Genomic DNA, 20,875 nt, shown 5'->3' on the forward strand with positions numbered 1-20,875 from the left:
GACCTACTCCGCCCACGCCGCGACATTGATCTCGTCGGCTGCGACGATGTCCTGCTCGGCGTATCGAGTGGCGCACTCGTTCAACATGTCACTCATTCCGGCAAGGCCGATCACCAGCTGACCCGCGGAGGTCACGAGATTACTCAGGATGCCGAATATCGCGGCGGTCCCTACTCCTCCGTCGACCTCTGTAGGTACCGAGGGCGCAATTTCGTCGACCCGGATCGCGGCGTCGTTCAAATATCCCGCCTGCATTCGTATTTCCTCGTGATCCACGACGATGCTCATGATGCGCGCGCCCTTTCCGGCACGACGACGTCGAGCAACACGAGTTCGAAGGGTGCCACAACCTTCAGCGAGGACAGGTAGCTGGTGGGAATCACGATCCACGGCTGGTTGCCACCCATGCACGTGCGCAAGCGGTCCAGGGCCGAGTAGGCCAGGAGCGACGACCTGCCGTCACGCGTGCTGCCGAGTAACACACGCGCATCCGACGGGTCCGACACTCGCTCATGACACGGCACATACAGCACCGGTGGAAAATCTGATGGAATCATCACGCGTTGACCCTCCCCTGCTCCGGTGTAAGAACCGGTCCTACAGATTCAGACGCAACGAACGAAAGAACGGTTCCAATCTGCAGCGGAAAGCATCGGCAGGCATGGAACCGCCGCCACCGCAGCAGCGATTCCTCCTTATTCGCAACAAGATTCGACTGTCGCACAGGTGGCGAAATCGACGGCCCAGCGCAGAGGCTCGGAGGAGGCGAGCAGGTTTGGACCACCGGAGAGCGTCGTAGCCCCTTCCACGCCAACACCCGCAGAACCGACTCGGCGACCATCACGGGCTTGTCCGATCCTTCGGCTTCGATCGTGTACACCGTGGTTATCTGTACTCCCCCCGGCGACGTCGGTGTGCGAGAGCTCCCTGATCACGTCCATTACTTCACGGCCGTCGACTTTTCATCGACGGTGCCACTAGCCGACGATTGCGTCGGTCAGAGCCTGCGGCTGTTCCAGCGGAACGATGTGCCCGCAATCTGCGATCGGTACACGCGTCAAATTGTCGGCGAGATGCGCCATTTGATGAGACAAAGCGTCGCGCACTACCCCGCCCTCGACGGACGTCACAGGCATCGTCAGTCGCGCAGCCGCGAGCCCGCCGCGGAACAGCGCGGAGTTGCGCTCGGCCCAGCGGTAGTAACGAAAGCCGGCTCGTAGCGCATCGACGCCTGTGTATGCATCGATGAACGCGGCACGGACATCGGCACCGATGTCCTGCTGGACACTCGGTCCGGTCAGGAAGTAGTCGAGGTACTCGGCCTCGTGTCCTGCCAGAACGTGCTCGGCCAAGCCCGATGTCGCATGAAAACCGAACCACCACGGCGGACCGGCCGCCAAGAACTTCTCCGCCCCAGGCACATTGGGCAAGACTCCCTCCATCACGACCAGTCGGTGCACCCGGGACGGCCGAGTCAGCGCCGCATACACAGCGGTGGGCACGCCGGCATCGAGCGCAACCACAATTGCGTCGGGAAGATCCAGGGCGTCGAGGATGCCCACCACATCAGCGGTGGTGGTGGCGACATCGAATGGAATTTCGGGTCGTTCGCTTGCACCGACACCACGCATGTCCGGTGCGATGACGCGGTAGCCGCGATCGGCCAGCAAGGTGCCCACGGTTCTCCACACCTCCCACGTGTGCGGCCAGCCATGGATGAGCAGGGCGGGTGTCCCGTCGACCGGTCCGGCGAGCGCAACGTTGAGCACCACACCGTTCGTGGTGATGCGCGTAAGGGTGAAGGTTTCTGTTCGATCGAAGCCCGTGGTCACATATCCTCCTATAGTTACTGTTGGTTACCGACCAGGTTCGTCCGAAGCCGTGCGTTGCACAAGAACGCACTTCCAAGAAAGGTGGTGAGTCCGCGGTGACTACCACCGGTGATCTCTTCTCCCCTGACTGCCCCACGCGCCAACTCCTCGACCGCATCGGCGACAAGTGGACATCCATGCTGGTCAAACTGCTGGCCGAGCGCGGGCCCGAAGGTGCGCGCTTCTCCGAGTTGCTGCGCGGTGCGACGGGCATCAGCCAGAAGATGCTGTCGCAGACCCTGCAGAAGCTGGCTGCAGATGGTTTGGTCGAAAGGGAGGTCGAGCCGACGGTCCCGCCGGCAGTGCACTACCGGCTCACCGAATTGGGACGATCCCTCGAGGAATCGCTGGCGTTGGTGCGGGCGTGGGCAGAAGCGCACATGCACGAAATCGTCGACTTCCGACGAGCCGCATCCGTGGCTCCGAAGGCGTGAACCCTCAACGGCGACGGCCCGAATTGCGGTGAAGAACTTACCGAATACCACCTTCATTTGTTCGACGACGTCGATGTGGCTCTGTAACACCTCGACCATGTTGTTCGCGCCACCGGCGGCCTTCTGTGAATAGATCCTTTGCAGTTGCTTGCCGGAGTCGAAGTCGCCTATTTCCGCGTAGGCGGTAGGTACTGTTCCAGTTCTGACACGTGCTCCTGCACGACAACACACGGATCGATGCCATCCTCGCGGTTTCTGTAGATGACCGAAAAGACAACAACTCCGGGTGGGACGTCGATTGCAATGTTGCAGTCTTCGATCGACTGTGCGACGTCGGTTTTGTAAAGAAAGGAGTCACGGCCGTCGATATTCAGATTGCGACCGTCGATATTGGAGACGTCGCTGCGTTCTTCATCGACAGTATGCTGGAACGACGACTTCACGCTGAGTGTGTACGGGACATCGACGCCGTCCGGTCTGAAGGAACAGCGTGCCCAGTCGTCCACATGAATTCCTTCGCCCCACCCCTCGTCTCGATAGTCGGGATTCAAGTCGGTCGCCGCTATTACGTCTGGCGTAATGCTGCACGGATCCCAGCGCTCGCCTGCTACGGCGGACCCCGCGGTGCTGCCCCCACATCCGGCGAGCAGGACAAAGACTCCGATCAACGCAGCCGCCCGTTTCCGCACTCAACCCCCTTGATCACGGTGTTCAACACGTTAGACGCGCCACGCACTCGTGTGGTTCCGTTCGATTGCGGCGCCACAGACCAAGCAGGTACGACCACGGCGTCACTCCCTCGTCCGTTTGATTTGCGACAGTGAAACGTGCCTCATGATCATGCCGAGCGGCGCCAGAGGGATCGTGCCAATCAACTCCGCGATCACCAGACCGTTCGTGGAAGACGGTTGCTGGTAGCCGCACAATTGTTTCCAGGCAAATCCCGTATGCGGCTACTCCTCGACGGAGGAGCAAGGTCGCGCTGAGTCCTTCGCAGTCAATCCGCTCCGGGGATACGGGCCGCGTCGAATCCAAGTGCATGTTTCGTCATCAATCGTCTCCTATTTCGGCGCGGCAGGAACCGCAGATTCCAGATCGGTCACGTGGTCGAGGACCACTTGGCAGGCGTCAACCCCATCGTCTATCCGGTACAGGGCGGTGAACACGACAACGCCACCGGGAACCTCGAGGGCGATCTGACAGTCCCTGATTGCGACACCGAACTCCGTCCTGTACGTATACGCATCGCGCCCACCGATTTTCGAGTCACGTCCCTCACGGTTGGATTGTTTCGCACGAGCTTCCGCGATCGTGTGGTCGGTGGACGACATCACGCTCAATCCATACGCCGAGTCGACCCCGCCAGGCGCGTGGAACACACAGCTTCCCCAGTCCGGAACGTCGATGCCCTCACCCCATCCCTCCATGCGGTACTCGGGGTCCAATCCCGTTGCCGCCAGTGCTTCCGGCGTGATGCTGCACGGATCCCATCGCTCAACAGCAATGGGACTCCCCTCGACGCCGCCGCCGCACCCTTCAAGCACGACTGCCCCGGCAATCAACGCCACCACCCATTTTCTCACCGAACCCCCTCGATCACGACGGTCATCCCGTCAGGAGCGCCGGGCATCGATCGGAGCAGCGTCCCTATCTCGGCTCCCGCTGCCCGAGGTCCACAGCATTCATTTCATCCTGCTCCGTGGTCGCGGCGAAAAGTTTGTCGAACACGGCCTTCATTCTTTCCACTACGTCGATGTGGCTTTGCAACACGTCGAACAGATTGTTCGGACCACCCACCGCTTTCTCCGAGAATATTCGCCTGAGGTCCTTGCCTGATTCGAAGCTGCCAAGCCCTTCGACGTTCGCTAAATCCGCCGCTTTGGCCTGGTGCTCCTTCAGCTTGTCGATGAACGTTGTGCAGGCACGGCTGCAGGCGCCTGCAGCCTCGGCGTTGAGGGTTAACTGTCCTCGATCAGCTGCAACACCAAGCGATTGCCAAAGCGAACTTCCATCTTCGCTCATCGTCGGGCTCCTACCTGGCGGCTGCCGGAAGCGCGGACTCTAGATCGGTTGTATGTTCGACAACGATTGCGCACGGATCTGTTTCACCTTCCACGTACTCCAAATAGTTGACCGAGAAGATCACAACGCCAACTTGCATGTCGATGCCGACACTGCATGCAACCGCCGACCTCCCGATCACCCTCCTGTACTGAAACGCATCACGGTCCCCGATCTCGATGGCACGCCCCTCGATGTTGCGCGTGTCCTGCTGTATCTCCGTGAAGCTGTGGACAAGGGACGACTGCACGCTCAGAAAGTAGGGAGCGCCGACGCCCGGGGGTTTGAACGAACATCGCGCCCAGTCGTCTACGACAATTCCCTCACCCCATCCAACATCTCTGTACGAAGGGTCCAGTCCCGTCGCTGCGATCGACTCAGGCGTAAGGCTGCACGGATCCCATCGCGTAGGCTCGGCTTTCGCAACGGCGTCCACGTGGCGACTGCAGCCGCCAACTAGCGCCACTAGAGCGCACCCGACCACCATCCACTTCAGCACGCGACCCCTCCTCTGAACCAGTCGATAGGTTAGACGCAGAGGAGTCGGGTTCGGTTCCACAGTGACAGTCGATCGCATTCAGTTCGCACTCGGAGCTCACGGAGATGGACGTGGACATCATGGATGGTCGGTACGTCCGGGCTCCCCCAACGAGCACGCGATGGAGTTCAACGCCATTGCTTTCATGTGCGCCGAAACGGTGCGTCGTGGTCCCATCGCCCGGGCTGGACCTGATCGAGGCGATCCCCGCGCCGCCGCACTGATGTGGCGATACACCGACGCTAGAGCGCCGCCGGAGTCCCACCGAGGCACTGCCGCGCGAGCGACCGGCTCCACCCAGGCCGCCCTGCATCTCCTCGTCCAATGTCCGACCCCACAGCTCCGACGAGCGTGAGCACGTCCAGCGTCGGCCGCGCGAGATACTGCGTGTACGGGCGCTTCGAATCCGGCACCCGCCAACCCGTCGCCGACAGTGAATCGAAAATCGCCGCGTTGCGTTCGTCGCTGTCACAGCCGGCCGCCACGGTCACGAGAAGTAGAACGCCGGCGTCGAGTTCCAGGTCGGTGTTGCCGACCGGTAGGCGCGCCGCCGCTCGATGCCACAGGCCGACGGGATCTTCTGCAAGTCTCCGCCCGTCCTTCGTCAGAACGAGTCGCCCTTTGAGGACTCGGGCGAGCCCGAAGTCCTTCACTGCCGCACGCATCCAATGCACCTCATGGTTGTCGATCTCGCGCGAAGAGTTACTGATCCAGTCTCTCCCCCAGTCCAATTCGTCACGCAATGCGGTGACGTCGACAGGACGCAAGTAGCCCGCAGCAGTCAGCTGCAACCCCTCGTCGCCGATGCGCGCAAGCATCCACGACAGCTTTTCCATCGCCACACCCGCGACGACCGAATCGACATCGGTGTCGTCGAAATCGATTCGCCGAAGAATCGGTGTCAACAGCGTGTGGTGTTCGAGCGGCGCACGTCGGATCGTCGTACCCAGCAGCGGTGCCGCTCGGAGCACTCGCCCGCTCAGGTCGTCGAGCTCACGCCGCGAGGCGATCCTCGCGTTGGCCTCGGCGACCTCGAATCGGCCCACCTCGAAGGAACCCGCCCACTCGCGATAGTGCTCGTGCTCCTCGCGCCGCGGGTCTGCGAGCACTGCCAGAAAGTCCGCGTAACCGTGCACACCGCCACAATCCTCGGGCGGACATGCGCCTTCGCCGTCGAGGCAGCGAACTCCGTCGTCACCTACCGGACCGATTGCCTCCAGGACGATCCGGTGTTCCCAGTTGTCGCCGAAATCGTACTGATAGCCGAGGTTGTCGCCCACCTGCGACAACAATCTGTCGACCGGAACATCGTCCTCACAGATTCCGGTACCGTCGTCATCTTCCTCGAGCGTCAACCTCATCTCGAATCGGCGACCGTCCTCGTACGAACCGTCGCCGGTATAGAAAGCATGAAGATGCCGGTCTTCCCAGCCCATGGCATCCTGAATCACGTTGTGCAACTCCGGCAGAAGGATATTCGACGGCACCGCGATCCGCCGCCACACCGCAGGCACCACGTCGTCCAGCGAAACTTTCAACGTCAACAGCGCAGGGTTGTCAGACTCCGTCACCTGCATGACCCTAGCTCAGCGATCCCGAGCCGGGACGACGTGAGATCCAGTCGGGCATGGGAGTTATATCTCGATCAAACGTCAGCCAAGTTGGGAGCACTACTCACGCACCGGAGCTAGAGACGCGTCGACGCGTAATCGCAATATCGCCGGGACACTGGTAGCCAGAGCAACCCGACGGAGAGGAGGCCGAGGACCACGATGGTCACCACCAAGGGCCCACCGAGCAACCCGAACAACGAGAGCACCGCGAGTCCCGATGCCCAGGTCCGGGGCCAGTGCTTCCCCTGATGAACCGCCCGCGCAAACAACCCGTACCCGAATGCGAAGGCCGCAGCAACTGTCACCATAGTGAAGACCATAGCGATGGTCGCTCCCCCGATGTGGTCGTCGGTGTACGAGATCGCAGCCCCTGAGGGTTCCATACCGACCAGGTTCTGCACCCGCCCCTGCAGATCCAGGATCGTCAGTACGCCCAGCAGTGCGGCCAGCACCGAGAGCGCAGCAGCCAACACCAACGCACCGAACGCGACGTGCATCGACAGCGGCCTCGCCACCAGCGGCGCGCTGTGGCCCTGCGGCGTGCCGAGAGCGAAAGGGTCCGGCGACGCGGGCGGTCCCCCGCGACCGAAAGGGTCATTGATCGGCTGTGGTCCGGAAGGAGTATGTCCGTTGAACCACGGGTCACCGTTCTGCGTCATGAAGCCACTCCTCCGTCCTAGAGCACGCCGTTCGCGGACAGGACCCAACGGACCGGGTCGAGGCACCGGAAGGGTGAGATGCCGTTGTCGTGCAGTCGACTTCCTTCGGGCGAAGCTCCGAGCGCAGATACCGCGAAGAAGCGGTGAGGATATGCCTGCCCCGTCTGCGTGTTCGTCACCGACCTGATCACGGGTCCGGCGTCGAGCCTCTGCAGCAAGCTGCGGACTTCCTCCTGCAGGAGTCTGCCGTCATCTTCGTTGTAAGTCGGTCCATCCATGCTCGGGTCGCGTGAGAAAGCCGCACCCGGGTTGGACATGATCTCACTCCACTGACTGCCGTTGACGTTCTGCAGAGCCTGCAATGCGTCGAACTTCGACAGAATCATTGCTACGCGCGGAGTTTGCCGGTCGATCAGGTCGGTGACCGTGCGGAATACCACCCTGGGATCGCCACCTCGCGCCCCCTGCATCGGGATGAGATCCATCAGTTGGTGGGCGATCTCCTCGACCCGCAAAGGGTCGAACAAGAACAGCACTGCGTCGGACAGGCCGAAGAAATGCCAGTGATGCCCTTCGGTGTTCGCGTTCTCCAGGTCCTCACCGGCGACATCGCGAATCACCAAGTACTGCTTGACGCCCTGCCAGATTCCCAGGCTGAAGATCAGCGGATCACGCTGATACGAACTCGCCGTGTTGACAGTCGGGGTCGGCTTCAGCAATCCGCGCTCCTCGTAGAGCGGACGCTCGTAGAACTCCCTGTAGTTGCGCTCGGTCTCCTGATTGGCTGGATCGACCGATTGCCCATGCCGCTCCACCAGTCGCTGAAGTTGTTTGATCATCACCGCGATGTACACGGTCTTACCGGTGGCGCGTGCACCGGCCATCGTGATGCACGTGGCGTTTCCCCAACGCCAGTACGCTGGCAGCTTGAAATGGCAGATCGGGCACAGATCGACTGCTGGTGCCCCGAGTTGTTCCTCCGCGTAGTTCGGGGTCGGCGTCCAGTCGGGAGGCCCGTTCTCTGGCTTTCTGAGCTCGATTGTCCTGCCTGTCACAACGGGTACGCCACTGTACGCAGACGCGCGCTTGTTCTGCTCTGTCTCCGTTGGTGTTTCGGCAGTCCAGGCGAACCACTCGGGCGACAGGTGATTGAAGCACCTGGGGCACTTGGTCATAGCGAAGATCCTCGTACGTCGTTCGTGATGCGATCGTTCAGTCGACGTAGAAACGACCGTACGACTTCTTCGACCACAGCTGGTTGGGAGACGAGATAGTCGCCAGTGTCGGAACCATCGGGTGCAGGGGAAACCACCGCGCCGGCAAACGCGTTCACCCTCAGCGCGGCGCGCGACGACGACGCGACCACGGTGGCATATCGTGAGTCGGCTACCTCGTGGGTACTCGCCACCGAATCCGATGCAGAGTCGGTGACGAGCACGACCATGGTGTCCGGTCGCACCGCGCCGAATTGCTCGCCGGTCCCGAAGCCGATGCCTGGCTGCGCTGTCTGGAGATGCGCGTGGACGGTCTGTCCCAAATCCCCCGGCCCACCGAACGGCAGGTTGGTCGACGTGTTCCCCACTATCGTGACCTCGGGATTGCGATCGTACGAAATTACCGTCGACACTCCTGCGAGGATCTCCATGATCGCGCGCACACTGCCATCCGCGACAGCAGGCAGCATGGAAGCGCTTGTATCGACCCGAATATCGAGCATTGTCTGCTGACTGTCCGACAATTGGTCGACGCGGAGAACCGATCGGGCAGCAGCCCGCGCCGACGAAGCCAACGGTCCCAGCTCGATCTCCGGCTCCTCCAACCGAGTCACCACTGCAATGCGGTCACCGTCCGGTCCGATCGTGGCGAGTTCGAGGTAGCTCAGACCCGACACATCCCTGGGGGTGAGCTGCGCGCGATCAGGATCCGGCTCGTGCGCACTGTCCACAGCGACGGACACATGAATCGTGGTTCCGCTCGGAAATGTCGAATTTCCTTGTGCGGGAACGGCGACAAGGAGCATTTCGTGCTCCACCCTCGGGAGGATCAACATCCCCGGACCATGAGTGATGACGGTGGGGTCCGAGGTGCCGCCGCGACGGACATCGAGCGAGACAGCTCCTGCGACACCGACCACTGACATCGACACCATCAGTGGTCGTTTCGGCAGGTGGGCTCTGCTCTTACCATCCAGTACATAGGTGACCATCAGATGGTGTCCTTTCGACGATCCTGCATTGTTGCATTGTCTACCACTGCGACCCGCGTTCTCCGCCTGACCCGGTGTCCGAAACCGGCTGACGAATACCTCGCAACTCCAGCCACTCCCTCACGTACCGCGGGTAAGCATCGAAGATCATCTCGGCATCACGCGCGGGCATCTCGCGTACAAGCGGCCACATCGCATCACGCAGTGACTCCGCGTCCGATGGACCCGTATAGAGGCGCTTGCGCACCAGATCGGATATGAAGTTGTCCTCACCCGAGTACTGTCCCTGAGCCCGTGAATGACGCTGTCCTACGAAATCGACGAACGACTTGCCCGCCAGTCGCGAGACGTCGACGATGCCGCGCGTCATGAGGCCTCGAAGCTGAACCGGTTGCGACTCTGCTGTCGCCTCGAGGTACGAGCAGCATTCGACGCTGTAGACCGAGACATCCCGTCCGAGCGAACGCGCCACAGAGAAGAGGAGTCCCAACTTTCGCGAAAGGTCTTGCGCCAGTTCCTTTGCCTCGCTGTTGCGGCCGAAGAATCCATCGTAGTCATTCATGATCGGAGCGAAGTAGGTGTCGATGAAATCTACGACATCCTGACGCGTCAGATCACTCCAATCCGCGAGTCCTCGCAACGCGCCCCACGCCAGGGTGACCTCGTCGGCGTCTCCACCGCCGCTTGCATTGCTCGGCTGGTAGCGCGCGCCGGTCAGATACGCCAAGACAATGCCGAGTGACGCCGATGCCTCCTCGTGCACAACCGAGTGTCGAGCTGCCTCGAGTGGCACGAGGTTGCCGAATACCTTGAACAGTGTGGCGACGTCGGCGAGAGACAACGTGTTCAGCCTGCATAATTCTCGGAGATCTTCGGATCGGTCGCCCGGGTCGGCGCGTTGCCGTTGGTCATCGAGAACTCCCCACACTGCCAGGCCTGCATGCGCTCTCACGTGCGCCCGCTCGGCCGGCGATGCCCAGTCGCGCATCAACGCGCTGTACACGCACTCGGAGAACATCGCGACATCGTAAGAATTATCGAGACCGTCCGTCAGATCAGGTATTCGCCACAGCTCTGGTACTTCCAGCTTCGATGGAACGAGCCATCGGATCACTGCCTCTGCGAATCGGTGACCGAACCGAACCTCTCTCGATTGCGGCATTGTCGCAAGTGCCCGACGTACGACGACCTCCGCCGTGCGCTCGTCGAGGCGTCGGCCCACCGCTGCGACGATTCTCGGTCCGGCCAGTGGATCCATCAATTCAGCAGCCACGACTTCGAACACCTGGCACAGCTGCTCGACGAGATCGAAATTTACTGCTGCCTGGGTGTTGGTCGTTACGAGGATTTCGGCGACCCGCAGAATGCGCACCGCCAGATCGACCTTCTTGACGAGTCGATCACTGCCCAGATGTGCGAGTTCGCCGAGAAGAGCGTCGATATCCGAGGAAAGAGCACTCGGCGCCGGGCCCGCGAACTCTGCACCGATCTCACCGGCGGGATGACGGCTCATCCATTCGTCATCGCGAAGCGCAAGCCTGATCAGGTCACTGAGAGCGACTGTGGTATCGCGAGATTGCGACTGTGCACGAACGAGCGCAGTCTTCGCCTCGTCCGCTGACTGCGGAGCGAACTCGGCATCGATCCGGTCGGACAGCTCGGCGAGTCGTGAGTCGGGATGAATCCCGGGCGGTCGCTGTTCGGAGACCACCCTCGACGCTTCTCGCCTGACATCCTCGATGCTTGGAATCGACAACACGGCGATCGCCAGCGGCCACATCGGCGACAACCCGTCATCTCCGGCTTCCACCGCAATCGCGTCCTGAAGTTCGACGACGGACTGAGCAGTGGCGTAGTCGCTCAACGCCGCCTGTGCCAACATCGACCACGGCGTCACCTCGATCGAGACTCCGTTGTGCGTCCGATGGGGGACGTCATCGAGCTCTCCCAGAATCGGATCGTCCTTCGAGTCGAGGACAATTACTCCCCCAAGAGCTTCGAGGGCCTCCTTCTCGGAATCAGGGGCGACGGTCAGATGAATCTTTCGCCGAATGTTGTCGGCGACGGCACTCGCCCGATCGTGCGTACTCCAACTGAACCGCCTGCTCGTCGCAGGAGACATGAAGAAGCTGACCGCGCCGATCCAGAATGTGGCGGAAACAGAACTGTCGGTCAACAGGACTACCGGTGGCCCACCTTCCCATGCATGTGCCACTGCATCGAGGAGTACCTGCAGCACCCCGAGGCGAAAGACGCTGACATCTGTCAGGAAGGCCAGTACCTCGTCTCGGGTAACGGCTGTTCCAAGTTCTGGAAGAGCCGTCGACGACACAGTTGCGGCTCTCGTGGCGGCGGGCCCGTAGGGCATCGACCACGACGGCGACATCCACAGTTGAACAGGCCGGAAGGCCGGTATCGAATCACCGACAGCGCGGTCGAGCACGACGTGCGCAAACACATTCCCCGGTCGACCGGATCCGTCGGTGCCCGCTTCGACGGTATGCCAATAGGCCGCACCGCCCGGCACCTCCGCATACATCAACCGACGCTGGCGACCTTCGATTGCCTCCGGTGTCGGATACCGTTCCAACGCAGGTTGCAGGTCGAATCGAGTCGACACCCGCGCGGTGAGTGTGTCGCGCTCGCTCGGATCCAGATCACCGGACATGTCCTTGACTTGCCATCCACCCCCGCTACCAGATCCGTCGTCGAACGACGTGTAGATCAAGTGCGCGAAACGCGCAGAACCAAGCGATGTCACCGGTCCGGTCCCGCGTCGGGGCCCAGGATCAGCTGTGCAACAGGAGGATCCAACAGTGCATACGACTTTGCACGTACGGAGTCTATGTCCAAGAACAGTCTGACATAGCCGCGACGGTCGGAAACGTCCGCACTCCAGCCGGTGGGTGTCCATTGTGGGCCCAAGCGCGGGGGTAGAAACTGCCTCATCTGGCGACCTGCATGGTCGTTCTGGTCGCTCAACAGCAACGCCTCACCGTCCCGCGCACTGAGGGGCAGCCGTTCGTGATTGTAGACCAACGTGAACGGAGCCGGAGGCTCCAATTCGCCGTCGGCGCCCATCGTGATCTCCAGCCGAGTTCCGCCATTCGGAGTGACGATCTTGTTGAGTAGATACCACATACTCGCGAGACCTTTGTAGTCCAAAGTGGTGACTGTGCCGGATACTCGTTCACCGCGCGAGTATGCGATCGGGACGAGGTGTACCGAACAACCTCCTGGCGGCAGTCGCTTGAAGAACAATCCCCCGTCACGCTTGTACTGAGTTGCCGAAATCTCCTGATTCGGTTGGCTTTCCAACAGCTCTTCGGGCACATGATTCCTCGGCCCGTAATATGCGTACACACTTGCTGCGGCCTTCGGCCAACCGAAGGTCACCAGCTGGTTCGTGCAACGCTCCACGATCCGCGCGTCGGTCACCGGGGCAATCGGACGGGTCTGCACCGTCGTCTTGCCTACGCGCGCCGACCCGTTGAGAAGAGTGACCGGGGTCAGGTATGCGCGGTCCCACCCAACAGGCCAAGGAATCCTACGCATCCTCGACGTGCCCCCCTCCCCTGCCTCGATGGGCTGGGCGAGTTGAGTTTGCCGTGAGAGGCCCTCGACTTCGATGGCTCCTTCCGGAAGCGCTGCGAAACGTAGACCAGCGTCGGGTGCGGTTTCGGTCCGGAACACCACTACATGACCGGAATCTGGAGCCGTCCAGGACAGTTCGAACGAGGGCTTGTTCGGATCAGGGTCCGGATGAACCGTCAGGTCCTCGACCGGCTCGAGCACGACCGACACCAGAATCTCACCCTGCGACGTTGCCGATTGCCGAACTCCATCTGCAACGGTGACCTCGGAAATGGCCCGATACAGATATCTTTGGCCACGCGAGACATCTTCGTCGACGAACCCGGTGAGGTTGGCGGAGTGTGGCTCGATCTGGTACCGAGGATCGTTCGATACAGCGGACATGCCGTCCAGCGGTATCCGATAGATCCGCACAGCTCTGGTCCCTTGAAAGGCCGACCATCGACCGATAACCCGGCCTTCGTCCTCGGTGAGCTCGAAGCCTGTCACAGGACTCACCGCTTCACCGTGCGCGATCTTGTCCGGTTGTTGCATCGTCGCGTCCGCCGCGTCGTGGCCGAGGTGGCACCAGACCTGATAGTTGCGCACTGCAGACGTCGACGGTCGTTCGTCGACCCACGTCGTCAACGAGGTGACACCCAGAAGTTCGCCGGCTTCGGGCTTGTACGGTGCGGTGATCTCGCCCGAGATGACGCGGTACAAGGCGACCGAGCCATCGGCATCCGGGTGCGGAGCCCACGAAAGCCGGTGTCCCTCGCTTGCCTTCGCGACTTTCAACGGCGCCGGCTGAAATGTGCTCTCGAAGTTGTACTCACAGAAGTCCGAGGATTCGAGGCCGTCGAAGTCGGAGGTGTCTCTCGGGGCGGGAGTGGGCGTCGACGGTCGTGGCTCCGCTTTCTTCTCGTGTCGCGCTGGCGTCTGCCGACCGTCTGCGTCGCCAGTTCGATCGACTTGTGGCTCCTCGACTACCGGGCTGACAGCGGCCGCCGCGGTCTCCGATTCCGCGTCTTTGCCGCCGATGTTGGAGAAAACCTCGGCGATGCTGCCTGCCAACGACACCGACGGCCCACGCAGTTGCTTGCGGATCTGCGTTGCCGAGGTGTGACCGTATTTGATCAGGTTGTGGAATGTGATGTCCTTGATCGACGCAGCAGCGGTGTCTCCCGCCGCGATCCTCTCCGCCCGCCAGGCCAACAAGGCGTCGATAGGTTTCCGCTCTGCTGTCTCGCCTTCAGCTGTGGACGACGGCGGTGTGTCGGTGCGCGGCTTTTCGGTCCGGGGCTTGGCTGGACCGCTGCGTGGAGTACGAAGCTCCTCCGGCAAGTGCCTGAGCACCTCGGAAGGATCCATCCCGAACTTGATCTGGTGATTGATATGCGTGATCGTGTCGGCCCAGTCTGCGGCAGCCGCCGACACACCGGATTTCGACCACCCGTCGGGGTCACTCGAAATCGTCTGAATGTCGCGGGCGGTCGGGACTCGAAATCCCACGCCTTCGGCCGCTGCGGCCCACTGAGTCAACGCTGTCGAGCGCCGAGCCTGCTTGTCGGTCGCCATGTCAGAATCTGAACTCTCTGTTCTGAGGAGGGTCGTAACTGTCGGGCGGCAGCGCAGGTTGCACGTCGGTGCTTCCACGGCGATCCGGCATCTCCGGCACGGTCCATTCCTGTGCCTCGGCGGGTGAGCTGATCGCTCCGATTGTCAGCTGGTCTGCGGACAACCCGTCGCTGATCTGCGTCGCGACGCTGACTGTGCCGATTCCGGCCCAGCCACGCTGGCGAATATCGTCTTTGACCGCAGTCAGGCCTTGTGTCGTTGCAAGATCGGTGACCATCCCGCGATCGAAATGATCGACCCGTCCCTGTCCCGGAGCGTCGGCTATCCCCGCCATGAAGTCGACCAACGGTACGAAGGTCTTGGTTCCGTCGATGAGGACTTCGATCTGCCCGGTGAGTGACTGCACGAGTTCCGATTTCGGACCCAGGAGATTCGTTCTGGCCTTGTCCCACATCAAAGCAGCACCGGTGGAGGAGAACGATCCGCGGAAGAAGTCCCTCGACCAGCGGTCCAACGAGGAGGCAGATCCACTGCCCGGAGCTCGCCACAAGAGAGTGGGATCGGCTTTGATATCTCGCCCGTCGCTACCCAACGAGTCTCCGGCGTTGACCATTGCTCGTTCCCACGGTGTGCTGAGCCAGCCGAGCCCGAACAGATCCTGGCGTAAGTACTCCGCGGTGCTCGCAAGCTGATCGGGATGCGGGTTCGCGTAACCGATTCCGGTGTTCTTCGGCAGACCCCACGCGATGCGCCCCTCGTGCGAGCGTTGGAATGTGTTCGGCCCCAATGGCTCGGCGAGGAACGCACCGAGCGCCCGGCTCCAGGAGAGGTACTGCGAGTAGGCATCGCCGAGACGATCCAGGTCGCGTAGAGCTGTTCGAAGGTTCGCCTCGTCTGCCTGCTCGTTGGCGGCCGCGGTTTTACGCTTGTTCAGTTCTTGGAACAGATCGCGTTGCCCTCTCAAGAACACCGTCACGAGTGCGACGATCCACAAGACGATCGAACCAACGATGACGAGTGCACCTATCCACCAGTCGAACCAGGCTTGCGCAATGCCGACGGCCGATACGGCGATCACCAGCAGGAGAATCACCGACGTGATCTGGATCCATCGTGCGAGTCGATTATGACCCTTGCTCTCGGCGGGCGCCGGCCTGTCTGCGTGGGCCCGTAGCCTGGCCAACAAGTCCTTGACCTCGCGATGGCGATCGTCGAAGTTCCGCGCGAGTGTATTGCCGACGGCAACGGCGAAACTGTTGCCGGTACGTGCGCGCCATTCGTCGAGCGCTGAACTTGTCCGCCGCGCTTCGATTCCCAACGACGCATCCTGGTCGAATTCACTCAACCGGCTTCGCAGTTGGACAGCGCCGATCACGTCGGTCGCATCGACACTGTCGATCTCGACTGTCGCTGCCACCACACCAGGGATACGGTCGAATTGTTCTGCCGGACCTGGCACCACATCCGACGCCCGACGAAGCACACCGCGACTCGCCCCGATCTGTACGGGCGGCAACTCTGCCGACCGCGCGCCGCCGTCAGCGAGCGTCATCGCAGCACGTGAGTAGTCCTGCCAGAGGTCGGAAAGGTCCGCGCGCGCAGCGTGGTGTCGCTCGTCGTCCACAGACTCGATAGAGCTGCGGAGCTGGTGCGTGGCCGAACCGACCTGAGACCAACTCGCCGACCGCCCCTGCGACGTTCGGCCGTTGGCCACAACTTCGTAGGCCGAGGGATTGTCACCGAACACCGTCGAGTGCACAGCGCCCGCCACCGACGACGACACGCTGTCGACGACGCGTGCGTACCAAGCCGCAGGCGCATTGCGGAGCGCGGCTCCAAGGAACGAGAAGAACATCTTCAGTGCTGCCCAGAACCCGATCGTCTGAGTCTGCTCGACCGCATAGGGCACTCGATCACCCTCGAGTACCGCTCGGTGCTTGTCCCAAAGATTTCGAGCCATCGTGTGCGTCGCGAGCTGTACGTCGTCGACGTAGCTCACCGGCGCGCCGCCTTCTCTGGGCAGCGGCAATTGACCGTCCTGTTCGAAGATCTGTCTGCGTAGCGAGTTCTCGACTTCGGACGTATCCAATCGTCGATAGAACGACCTCGTGAGGCTGACGAGATTGCCGGGAAGCACGGGTTTGTCGTCGAAGGGAGCGTGCTCGACGTCTGCCCACAGCCCTGCGACAGCCGCCGTCACCGGTGCGGCATGCCGTCCGATCTCGAGGCTGTTGTCCTCGACCGACAGGGCGATGTGCCCCATTCCGGGTCCGCGCGCGTCTTCTGGAGCGATCAGGATGTTGTGCCACCCATCGAGCGCCAACACCGAGTTCGTGGGCGGTACTCCTCCAGGTCGCCCGAGGAGCAACCGCAGCCGAACGATGCGGGCACCACCGGATGTGGAGGCCAACAACTCGGCGAGCCGCCTCTCGGTGTCGATGCTCAACGCCGGCGCATGACCGGTGAGAGGCACGAACACGCATAGCCGAAGGGTCAGAATCCGCTGCGATGCAACGACTTCCTGAATCGTCGTGTCGAACTCGCGGCCGTGCTCGATTCTCGTTGCAACAACAGGCGAACGATCCGCCTCCGAACCGTCCACCCACAGGAACGGGCGGACCAACCCGACGGCCGAGAGATCCTTCAGTACGTCCTTGATCCCGCCGGCAACACCGTGGGGCGCGAGAAAGACGGTGAGTTCGGCCATCAGTTCGTTCCTCGCTGTGGGATCTCGAACGAGTCCGCACTGGTCGCCCACGATCCGACGGGAGGTGCCGGAGGTGGTGTGTCGGTGCTTCGTGCCGGTTCCAGGGCTGCGGTGAGGCACTCGTCGATCAGTGATATCAACTTGCCGGTTCCCCAGAACACGTCAGGAGCCAGGTCTCTGTAGATCGGTGTCTTCGTTGCTTGCGCCCGAACGGTGATGTTGGAGAACACTCCACCGCCGACCGCGCCTGCCTCGCCGACGGCACCGCCGGAGCCAGGAGGCATGTAGTGCTTGCCTACGAAGTCGCGCTCCTCCTCCAACCACGCTTTCGTTCTGGCAGCGCGATCCTGCGGCGTCACGGTGTCACCGGTATCGGCAACTGCCGAAGCCAATCCGGTTCCGGTGTTTCCACTTCGGAGCCAGTCGGTCAGATTTGCTGCCGCTGCCAGCGCGAAGATGCCGCTGACCTCGTCCTCAGTGGACGAGTCGTACAGACGCCTGAGCGCGCGGTACGGCTGCATCGACGACATCACCGGCGGCTCGTGCGACTGCGCTATTGCCAGTAGTACCGACTCGATCACTGCCGGCAGCCAGTCGTAGTCGGCCGCGAATTCCGACGGCGGTGTCAGCAATGGATTCGGGAAGTTGAGCCATCTCCCGGCTTCACCGTCCCAGATCTGCGCGGGCTCGATGAACGGCGATTTGGGCAGGAAGATTCGCCCGAGGATCTGACCGAGCAACCAACCGCCGACCATCGCCTGACGCTCGGCCTTGTGCATCGGGAGAGAAGCTGCCAACGGGCGCGCACGGCGTAAGTGCCAGAACGCTTTACGCTGAGATGGCGACGATTCCAGCCACTGCCTCGAGGCCGGACCGATGACCGAGTTGTAGGCGAGTGGCGAGTAGTTGGGGTACGAGCCGAAGATGTCGATGCGCTTGATCTGTTTCTCGTCGGTCAGTGCGTTGACCAGAACGTCCTTGGTGGTCTGGTCGATTCGCACGCTGCGCTCGAGTTCAGCGGAGAGGTCGTCGGCGATGCTCTGCCCGTCGAACGGGATCGCAGAGAACTTGAAGCGGTACTTCATCTGCTGATCGTTGTGAATCGCTTGCATCGCAGTCTCGTTGACACTGGCGAGGGGCCTGGCGAGAGCGATGGCTTCGCCGAACTTCGATACCAGATCACGACGCCGGCCAGCGAGTTCGGACTCAGCGGCCCCTCCCCCGGTGACGAAATCGTGTAGCGATACCGAGCAGAACTTGTCGAACGATTCTCCGGTGCGGCTCACGAACTTTCGGGCTCGTGCGAGCAGTTCGTGCGGCCGAGTGTGCACGTTGTACGCCGCGGGTGAGGAAATGATGGACTCGCCGGTGGCCGGGTTCGTGGGAAAGACACGGGATCGCCACGATGCGGTGCGTTCGACGAGTCGAACGGTCTCACCGGGTGCGCGGCTACCGTCGATGGTCGGCCACAGGCCGGTGATCACCTGTGCTGCAGCCCGAGCGACGGAGTCGCCGAACGCCCGTCGATCCGTTGCACTGCTGCCGGTGGCGGCGGGCAGATCGAGCTCGTACCTCAGCTTGAAGTCGTTCGAACTGGTCAGCATCACCTCGTTGTTGGCCTCGGCGAACCGGGACGGGACCTTCTCGTCCGAGTCGGAAGGCCACGCCGCGTACTGATCGGTCTGCAGTCGCGCCAAGCCGAGATCGCGCGGCTGTTCTACCGATGCTTGACGAAGAAGCGTGTGAGATTCGTTGAGCGCGGCCACCAATGGGTCGAACACTTCGGCAACCATCGCACCGGACGCTGCGCTCAGATGCGTGGAAAGCGTGGCGTAGATCTGGCGCTCGACAGTACGGCGGATGCCGTCGAGCACGCTCACAACCACTTCCTGTGCGTTCGTCAGAGTGCCCTTGAGTGCTGCGAGTGTTGCGGCCACATCCTCCGGCGGCGCGGCGATATCGCCCGGTGCCTGTTTCGCAAGATCCTGTGCCGTCGGGAGCACCACGTTCTGCATGTACTTCGAAACTCGCTTGACCAAGGCCGTCGCGTAGGGAAGCCCGAGATCGGCGACGGCGGTGCCGACAACATGTTCGAGTCTGTCTGCGAAATCGAGGTGCCAGCGGAACGCCGTCGAATATGCCGCATTCTGGGCATCGGTAAGAAGTGCCGAGCGACGGCCGTTGAGGTTGCGATAGACCTCGGGCACCCATGCCGATGCGTTCAGCCCGTTGCCCGACGGTATGTAGTCCCGGAGCGTGGAGTCGACGACGTGCGCTGCCAACGTCGATACTTCCGACCGTGGGAGCACCGTGGTCGTGATCCAGACGCCGATGTCCTGCGGAAGCGCATTGGCATCGGTGTGTCCAGCGGGCAGCCCGAGCGCTGCACAGATGTTGCCCCATTGATTGTCGAGAACCGCTGCGGCCTGCTCATCCTCGGATGCGCGGTTCCCCAACTGCACGTGCCCCCGGAGGAGCTTGTCGGCGCTGGCGCGCGCCAGGCGCTGAGAGGAGTACTCGGCGTATCGATCTCGGCCCATACTCAAGCTCGAGAAGCCGAACGAGCCCCACGGCAGGGTGTTCCAGGTCTGGTTTCCCCACCCAAGGAATTCACGGCTACCGGCGATTCCGCCACCGTTGGTCAAGTCCCACTCGACGAACTGCTGGGTGGCGGACTGGCTCATCATCAGTGCGGACAGACCTCGCCCGAGGCCGCGGTAGATGGCGTTGGGAGTGCCGTCTCCGAACAATGTCTGCTCGGCGCCGACATATCGACCGACCGGGAAGACACGCGCGAACGGAATGAGCTCGCCTTCGCCGTTCTGCTGTCCGAGTGCACGCAGAATCGCGACATCGTGATCACGCGCGGAACCAGTCTGGCTGGCAACGATCTCACCCAGCATCGCAAGGGCATTCGCACGAACACCGGTCGTCGCGGACGCGTCGAGCCCGTCGAAGATATCCGGCGCGACCATGAACACGCCCATCAGACGCGGATCGACACCGGTGATCAAGGTCAGCAACCGGCAGATGTCGAGAGCCATCGATGCACCCGCGCCACCGGCCATCGAGGACACGACCAGCACGACCGGCCGCTCGCCCGGGTCGTACTTGCCCGCACCGGGAATGTCCAAACCACGCATGGCAGTGTCGGTCTCGACCAGATTGAGCTTGCCCCAGGCAGTTTCGAGCCGTTCGCGTACCGAACCGGCGCGGCTGAGGGTAATCATCCGTCCCAGGGCACGAAACTGTCCAGCACCGGTACTGAGCGGGGTGTGCACCGCAGACGGATCTCGCGGCGCCCAGGTGGCAATGGCGTCGAGGCGCTGCTTACCGATGAACTGCTGACTCATGGCGTTGTCGAGCACGCTGTAACTGTCGCTCTGAGGACCTGTCCCGACGTAGGTACCACCCTGGTCGCGAACATGGCCCATTCCGTCGGGCCCGGGAGACGGCGCCGTCGGAACATCGAGGTGGATGAACTGCCATCCGGCTGGAATGCCGTCGATGCCGTGTGAGGCGAGGTCGGAGCGGAGTTGATCCATCATGTATGCCAACGTGGCTCCACCGGAGCCGCCGCATCCGACGACGAGAAAGCGCCTCATTCGTCTACCTCTCCTGTAGCTGATTGTCGC

Annotated in this window: 16 protein-coding genes; 1 reads left to right on the forward strand and 15 read right to left on the reverse strand. The window is 62.1% G+C overall.

Annotated features, from left to right (window positions below; translation table 11 throughout):
* Window positions 1-3: 3 nt before the first annotated feature.
* The 3 genes from RY1_RS13385 to RY1_RS13395 all read right to left on the reverse strand — a co-directional run bounded on the left by RY1_RS13385 (window position 4) and on the right by RY1_RS13395 (window position 1,832).
* A complete protein-coding gene (locus tag RY1_RS13385) occupies window positions 4-288 on the reverse strand; it encodes a hypothetical protein (protein ID WP_072804078.1) in 285 nt (94 codons plus the stop codon).
* Entirely contained in the window at window positions 285-557 is a 273-nt protein-coding gene (locus RY1_RS13390) for an SAV_915 family protein (protein ID WP_245819663.1), read from the reverse strand. Before RY1_RS13390 ends, RY1_RS13385 begins: the two co-directional genes overlap by 4 nt.
* Before the next feature lie 420 nt (window positions 558-977).
* Window positions 978-1,832, reverse strand: a complete 855-nt coding sequence (locus RY1_RS13395; RefSeq protein ID WP_072804079.1) for an alpha/beta fold hydrolase — start codon at window positions 1,830-1,832, stop codon at window positions 978-980.
* 95 nt (window positions 1,833-1,927) lie between these two features.
* Here RY1_RS13395 and RY1_RS13400 point away from each other — a divergent pair, with 95 nt between their 5' ends.
* Entirely contained in the window at window positions 1,928-2,305 is a 378-nt protein-coding gene (locus tag RY1_RS13400) for a winged helix-turn-helix transcriptional regulator (RefSeq protein WP_072804263.1), read from the forward strand.
* A 167-nt stretch (window positions 2,306-2,472) separates the two neighbouring features.
* On the opposite strand, the gene RY1_RS13405 is transcribed toward RY1_RS13400, so the two are convergent.
* The 12 genes from RY1_RS13405 to RY1_RS13460 form a co-directional block, all read right to left on the reverse strand.
* Entirely contained in the window at window positions 2,473-2,994 is a 522-nt protein-coding gene (locus RY1_RS13405; protein WP_245819646.1) for a DUF3558 domain-containing protein, read from the reverse strand.
* 372 nt (window positions 2,995-3,366) lie between these two features.
* Window positions 3,367-3,888 (reverse strand): DUF3558 family protein, encoded by a 522-nt coding sequence (locus tag RY1_RS13410; protein ID WP_245819647.1) that lies wholly within the window; start codon window positions 3,886-3,888, stop codon window positions 3,367-3,369.
* 64 nt (window positions 3,889-3,952) lie between these two features.
* Window positions 3,953-4,327, reverse strand: a complete 375-nt coding sequence (locus tag RY1_RS13415; protein WP_072804080.1) for a hypothetical protein — start codon at window positions 4,325-4,327, stop codon at window positions 3,953-3,955.
* 10 nt (window positions 4,328-4,337) lie between these two features.
* Window positions 4,338-4,865, reverse strand: a complete 528-nt coding sequence (locus tag RY1_RS13420) for a DUF3558 family protein (protein ID WP_169914695.1) — start codon at window positions 4,863-4,865, stop codon at window positions 4,338-4,340.
* Window positions 4,866-5,146: 281 nt separating this feature from the next.
* Window positions 5,147-6,475: a plasmid pRiA4b ORF-3 family protein gene (locus RY1_RS13425; RefSeq protein ID WP_169914697.1), complete on the reverse strand. Its 1,329-nt coding sequence runs from the start codon at window positions 6,473-6,475 to the stop codon at window positions 5,147-5,149.
* Between the two features lie 116 nt (window positions 6,476-6,591).
* Window positions 6,592-7,176, reverse strand: coding sequence for a hypothetical protein (locus RY1_RS13430; RefSeq protein WP_072804082.1), 585 nt, complete (start codon window positions 7,174-7,176; stop codon window positions 6,592-6,594).
* 17 nt (window positions 7,177-7,193) lie between these two features.
* A complete protein-coding gene (locus RY1_RS13435) occupies window positions 7,194-8,351 on the reverse strand; it encodes a TRAFAC clade GTPase domain-containing protein (RefSeq protein WP_072804083.1) in 1,158 nt (385 codons plus the stop codon).
* Window positions 8,348-9,325, reverse strand: coding sequence for a hypothetical protein (locus RY1_RS13440; RefSeq protein WP_139279831.1), 978 nt, complete (start codon window positions 9,323-9,325; stop codon window positions 8,348-8,350). Before RY1_RS13440 ends, RY1_RS13435 begins: the two co-directional genes overlap by 4 nt.
* 97 nt (window positions 9,326-9,422) lie before the next feature.
* On the reverse strand, window positions 9,423-12,143 hold the full coding sequence (locus RY1_RS13445; protein ID WP_072804085.1) for a GAP1-N2 domain-containing protein: 2,721 nt from the start codon (window positions 12,141-12,143) through the stop codon (window positions 9,423-9,425).
* Window positions 12,140-14,533, reverse strand: a complete 2,394-nt coding sequence (locus RY1_RS13450) for a SaeA-related protein (protein WP_084727402.1) — start codon at window positions 14,531-14,533, stop codon at window positions 12,140-12,142. The genes RY1_RS13445 and RY1_RS13450 overlap by 4 nt, the downstream gene beginning before the upstream one ends.
* Before the next feature lies 1 nt (window position 14,534).
* Entirely contained in the window at window positions 14,535-17,240 is a 2,706-nt protein-coding gene (locus tag RY1_RS13455) for an AAA family ATPase (protein ID WP_072804086.1), read from the reverse strand.
* Window positions 17,240-20,845: a tubulin-like doman-containing protein gene (locus RY1_RS13460; RefSeq protein WP_072804087.1), complete on the reverse strand. Its 3,606-nt coding sequence runs from the start codon at window positions 20,843-20,845 to the stop codon at window positions 17,240-17,242. Before RY1_RS13460 ends, RY1_RS13455 begins: the two co-directional genes overlap by 1 nt.
* Window positions 20,846-20,875: the final 30 nt, after the last annotated feature.

This window comes from Rhodococcus yunnanensis NBRC 103083, from assembly GCF_001895005.1.
Lineage (GTDB): Bacteria > Actinomycetota > Actinomycetes > Mycobacteriales > Mycobacteriaceae > Rhodococcoides > Rhodococcoides yunnanense.

Bases quoted from the DNA above. Each gene is read 5' to 3' on its own strand.
- RY1_RS13385 (WP_072804078.1), bottom strand. From the start codon at position 288: ATGAGCATCGTCGTGGATCACGAGGAAATACGAATGCAGGCGGGATAT.
- RY1_RS13430 (WP_072804082.1), bottom strand. From the start codon at position 7,176: ATGACGCAGAACGGTGACCCGTGGTTCAACGGACATACTCCTTCCGGA.
- RY1_RS13390 (WP_245819663.1), bottom strand. From the start codon at position 557: ATGATTCCATCAGATTTTCCACCGGTGCTGTATGTGCCGTGTCATGAG.
- RY1_RS13460 (WP_072804087.1), bottom strand. From the start codon at position 20,845: ATGAGGCGCTTTCTCGTCGTCGGATGCGGCGGCTCCGGTGGAGCCACG.
- RY1_RS13415 (WP_072804080.1), bottom strand. From the start codon at position 4,327: ATGAGCGAAGATGGAAGTTCGCTTTGGCAATCGCTTGGTGTTGCAGCT.
- RY1_RS13450 (WP_084727402.1), bottom strand. From the start codon at position 14,533: ATGGCGACCGACAAGCAGGCTCGGCGCTCGACAGCGTTGACTCAGTGG.
- RY1_RS13435 (WP_072804083.1), bottom strand. From the start codon at position 8,351: ATGACCAAGTGCCCCAGGTGCTTCAATCACCTGTCGCCCGAGTGGTTC.
- RY1_RS13455 (WP_072804086.1), bottom strand. From the start codon at position 17,240: ATGGCCGAACTCACCGTCTTTCTCGCGCCCCACGGTGTTGCCGGCGGG.
- RY1_RS13440 (WP_139279831.1), bottom strand. From the start codon at position 9,325: ATGGTGTCGATGTCAGTGGTCGGTGTCGCAGGAGCTGTCTCGCTCGAT.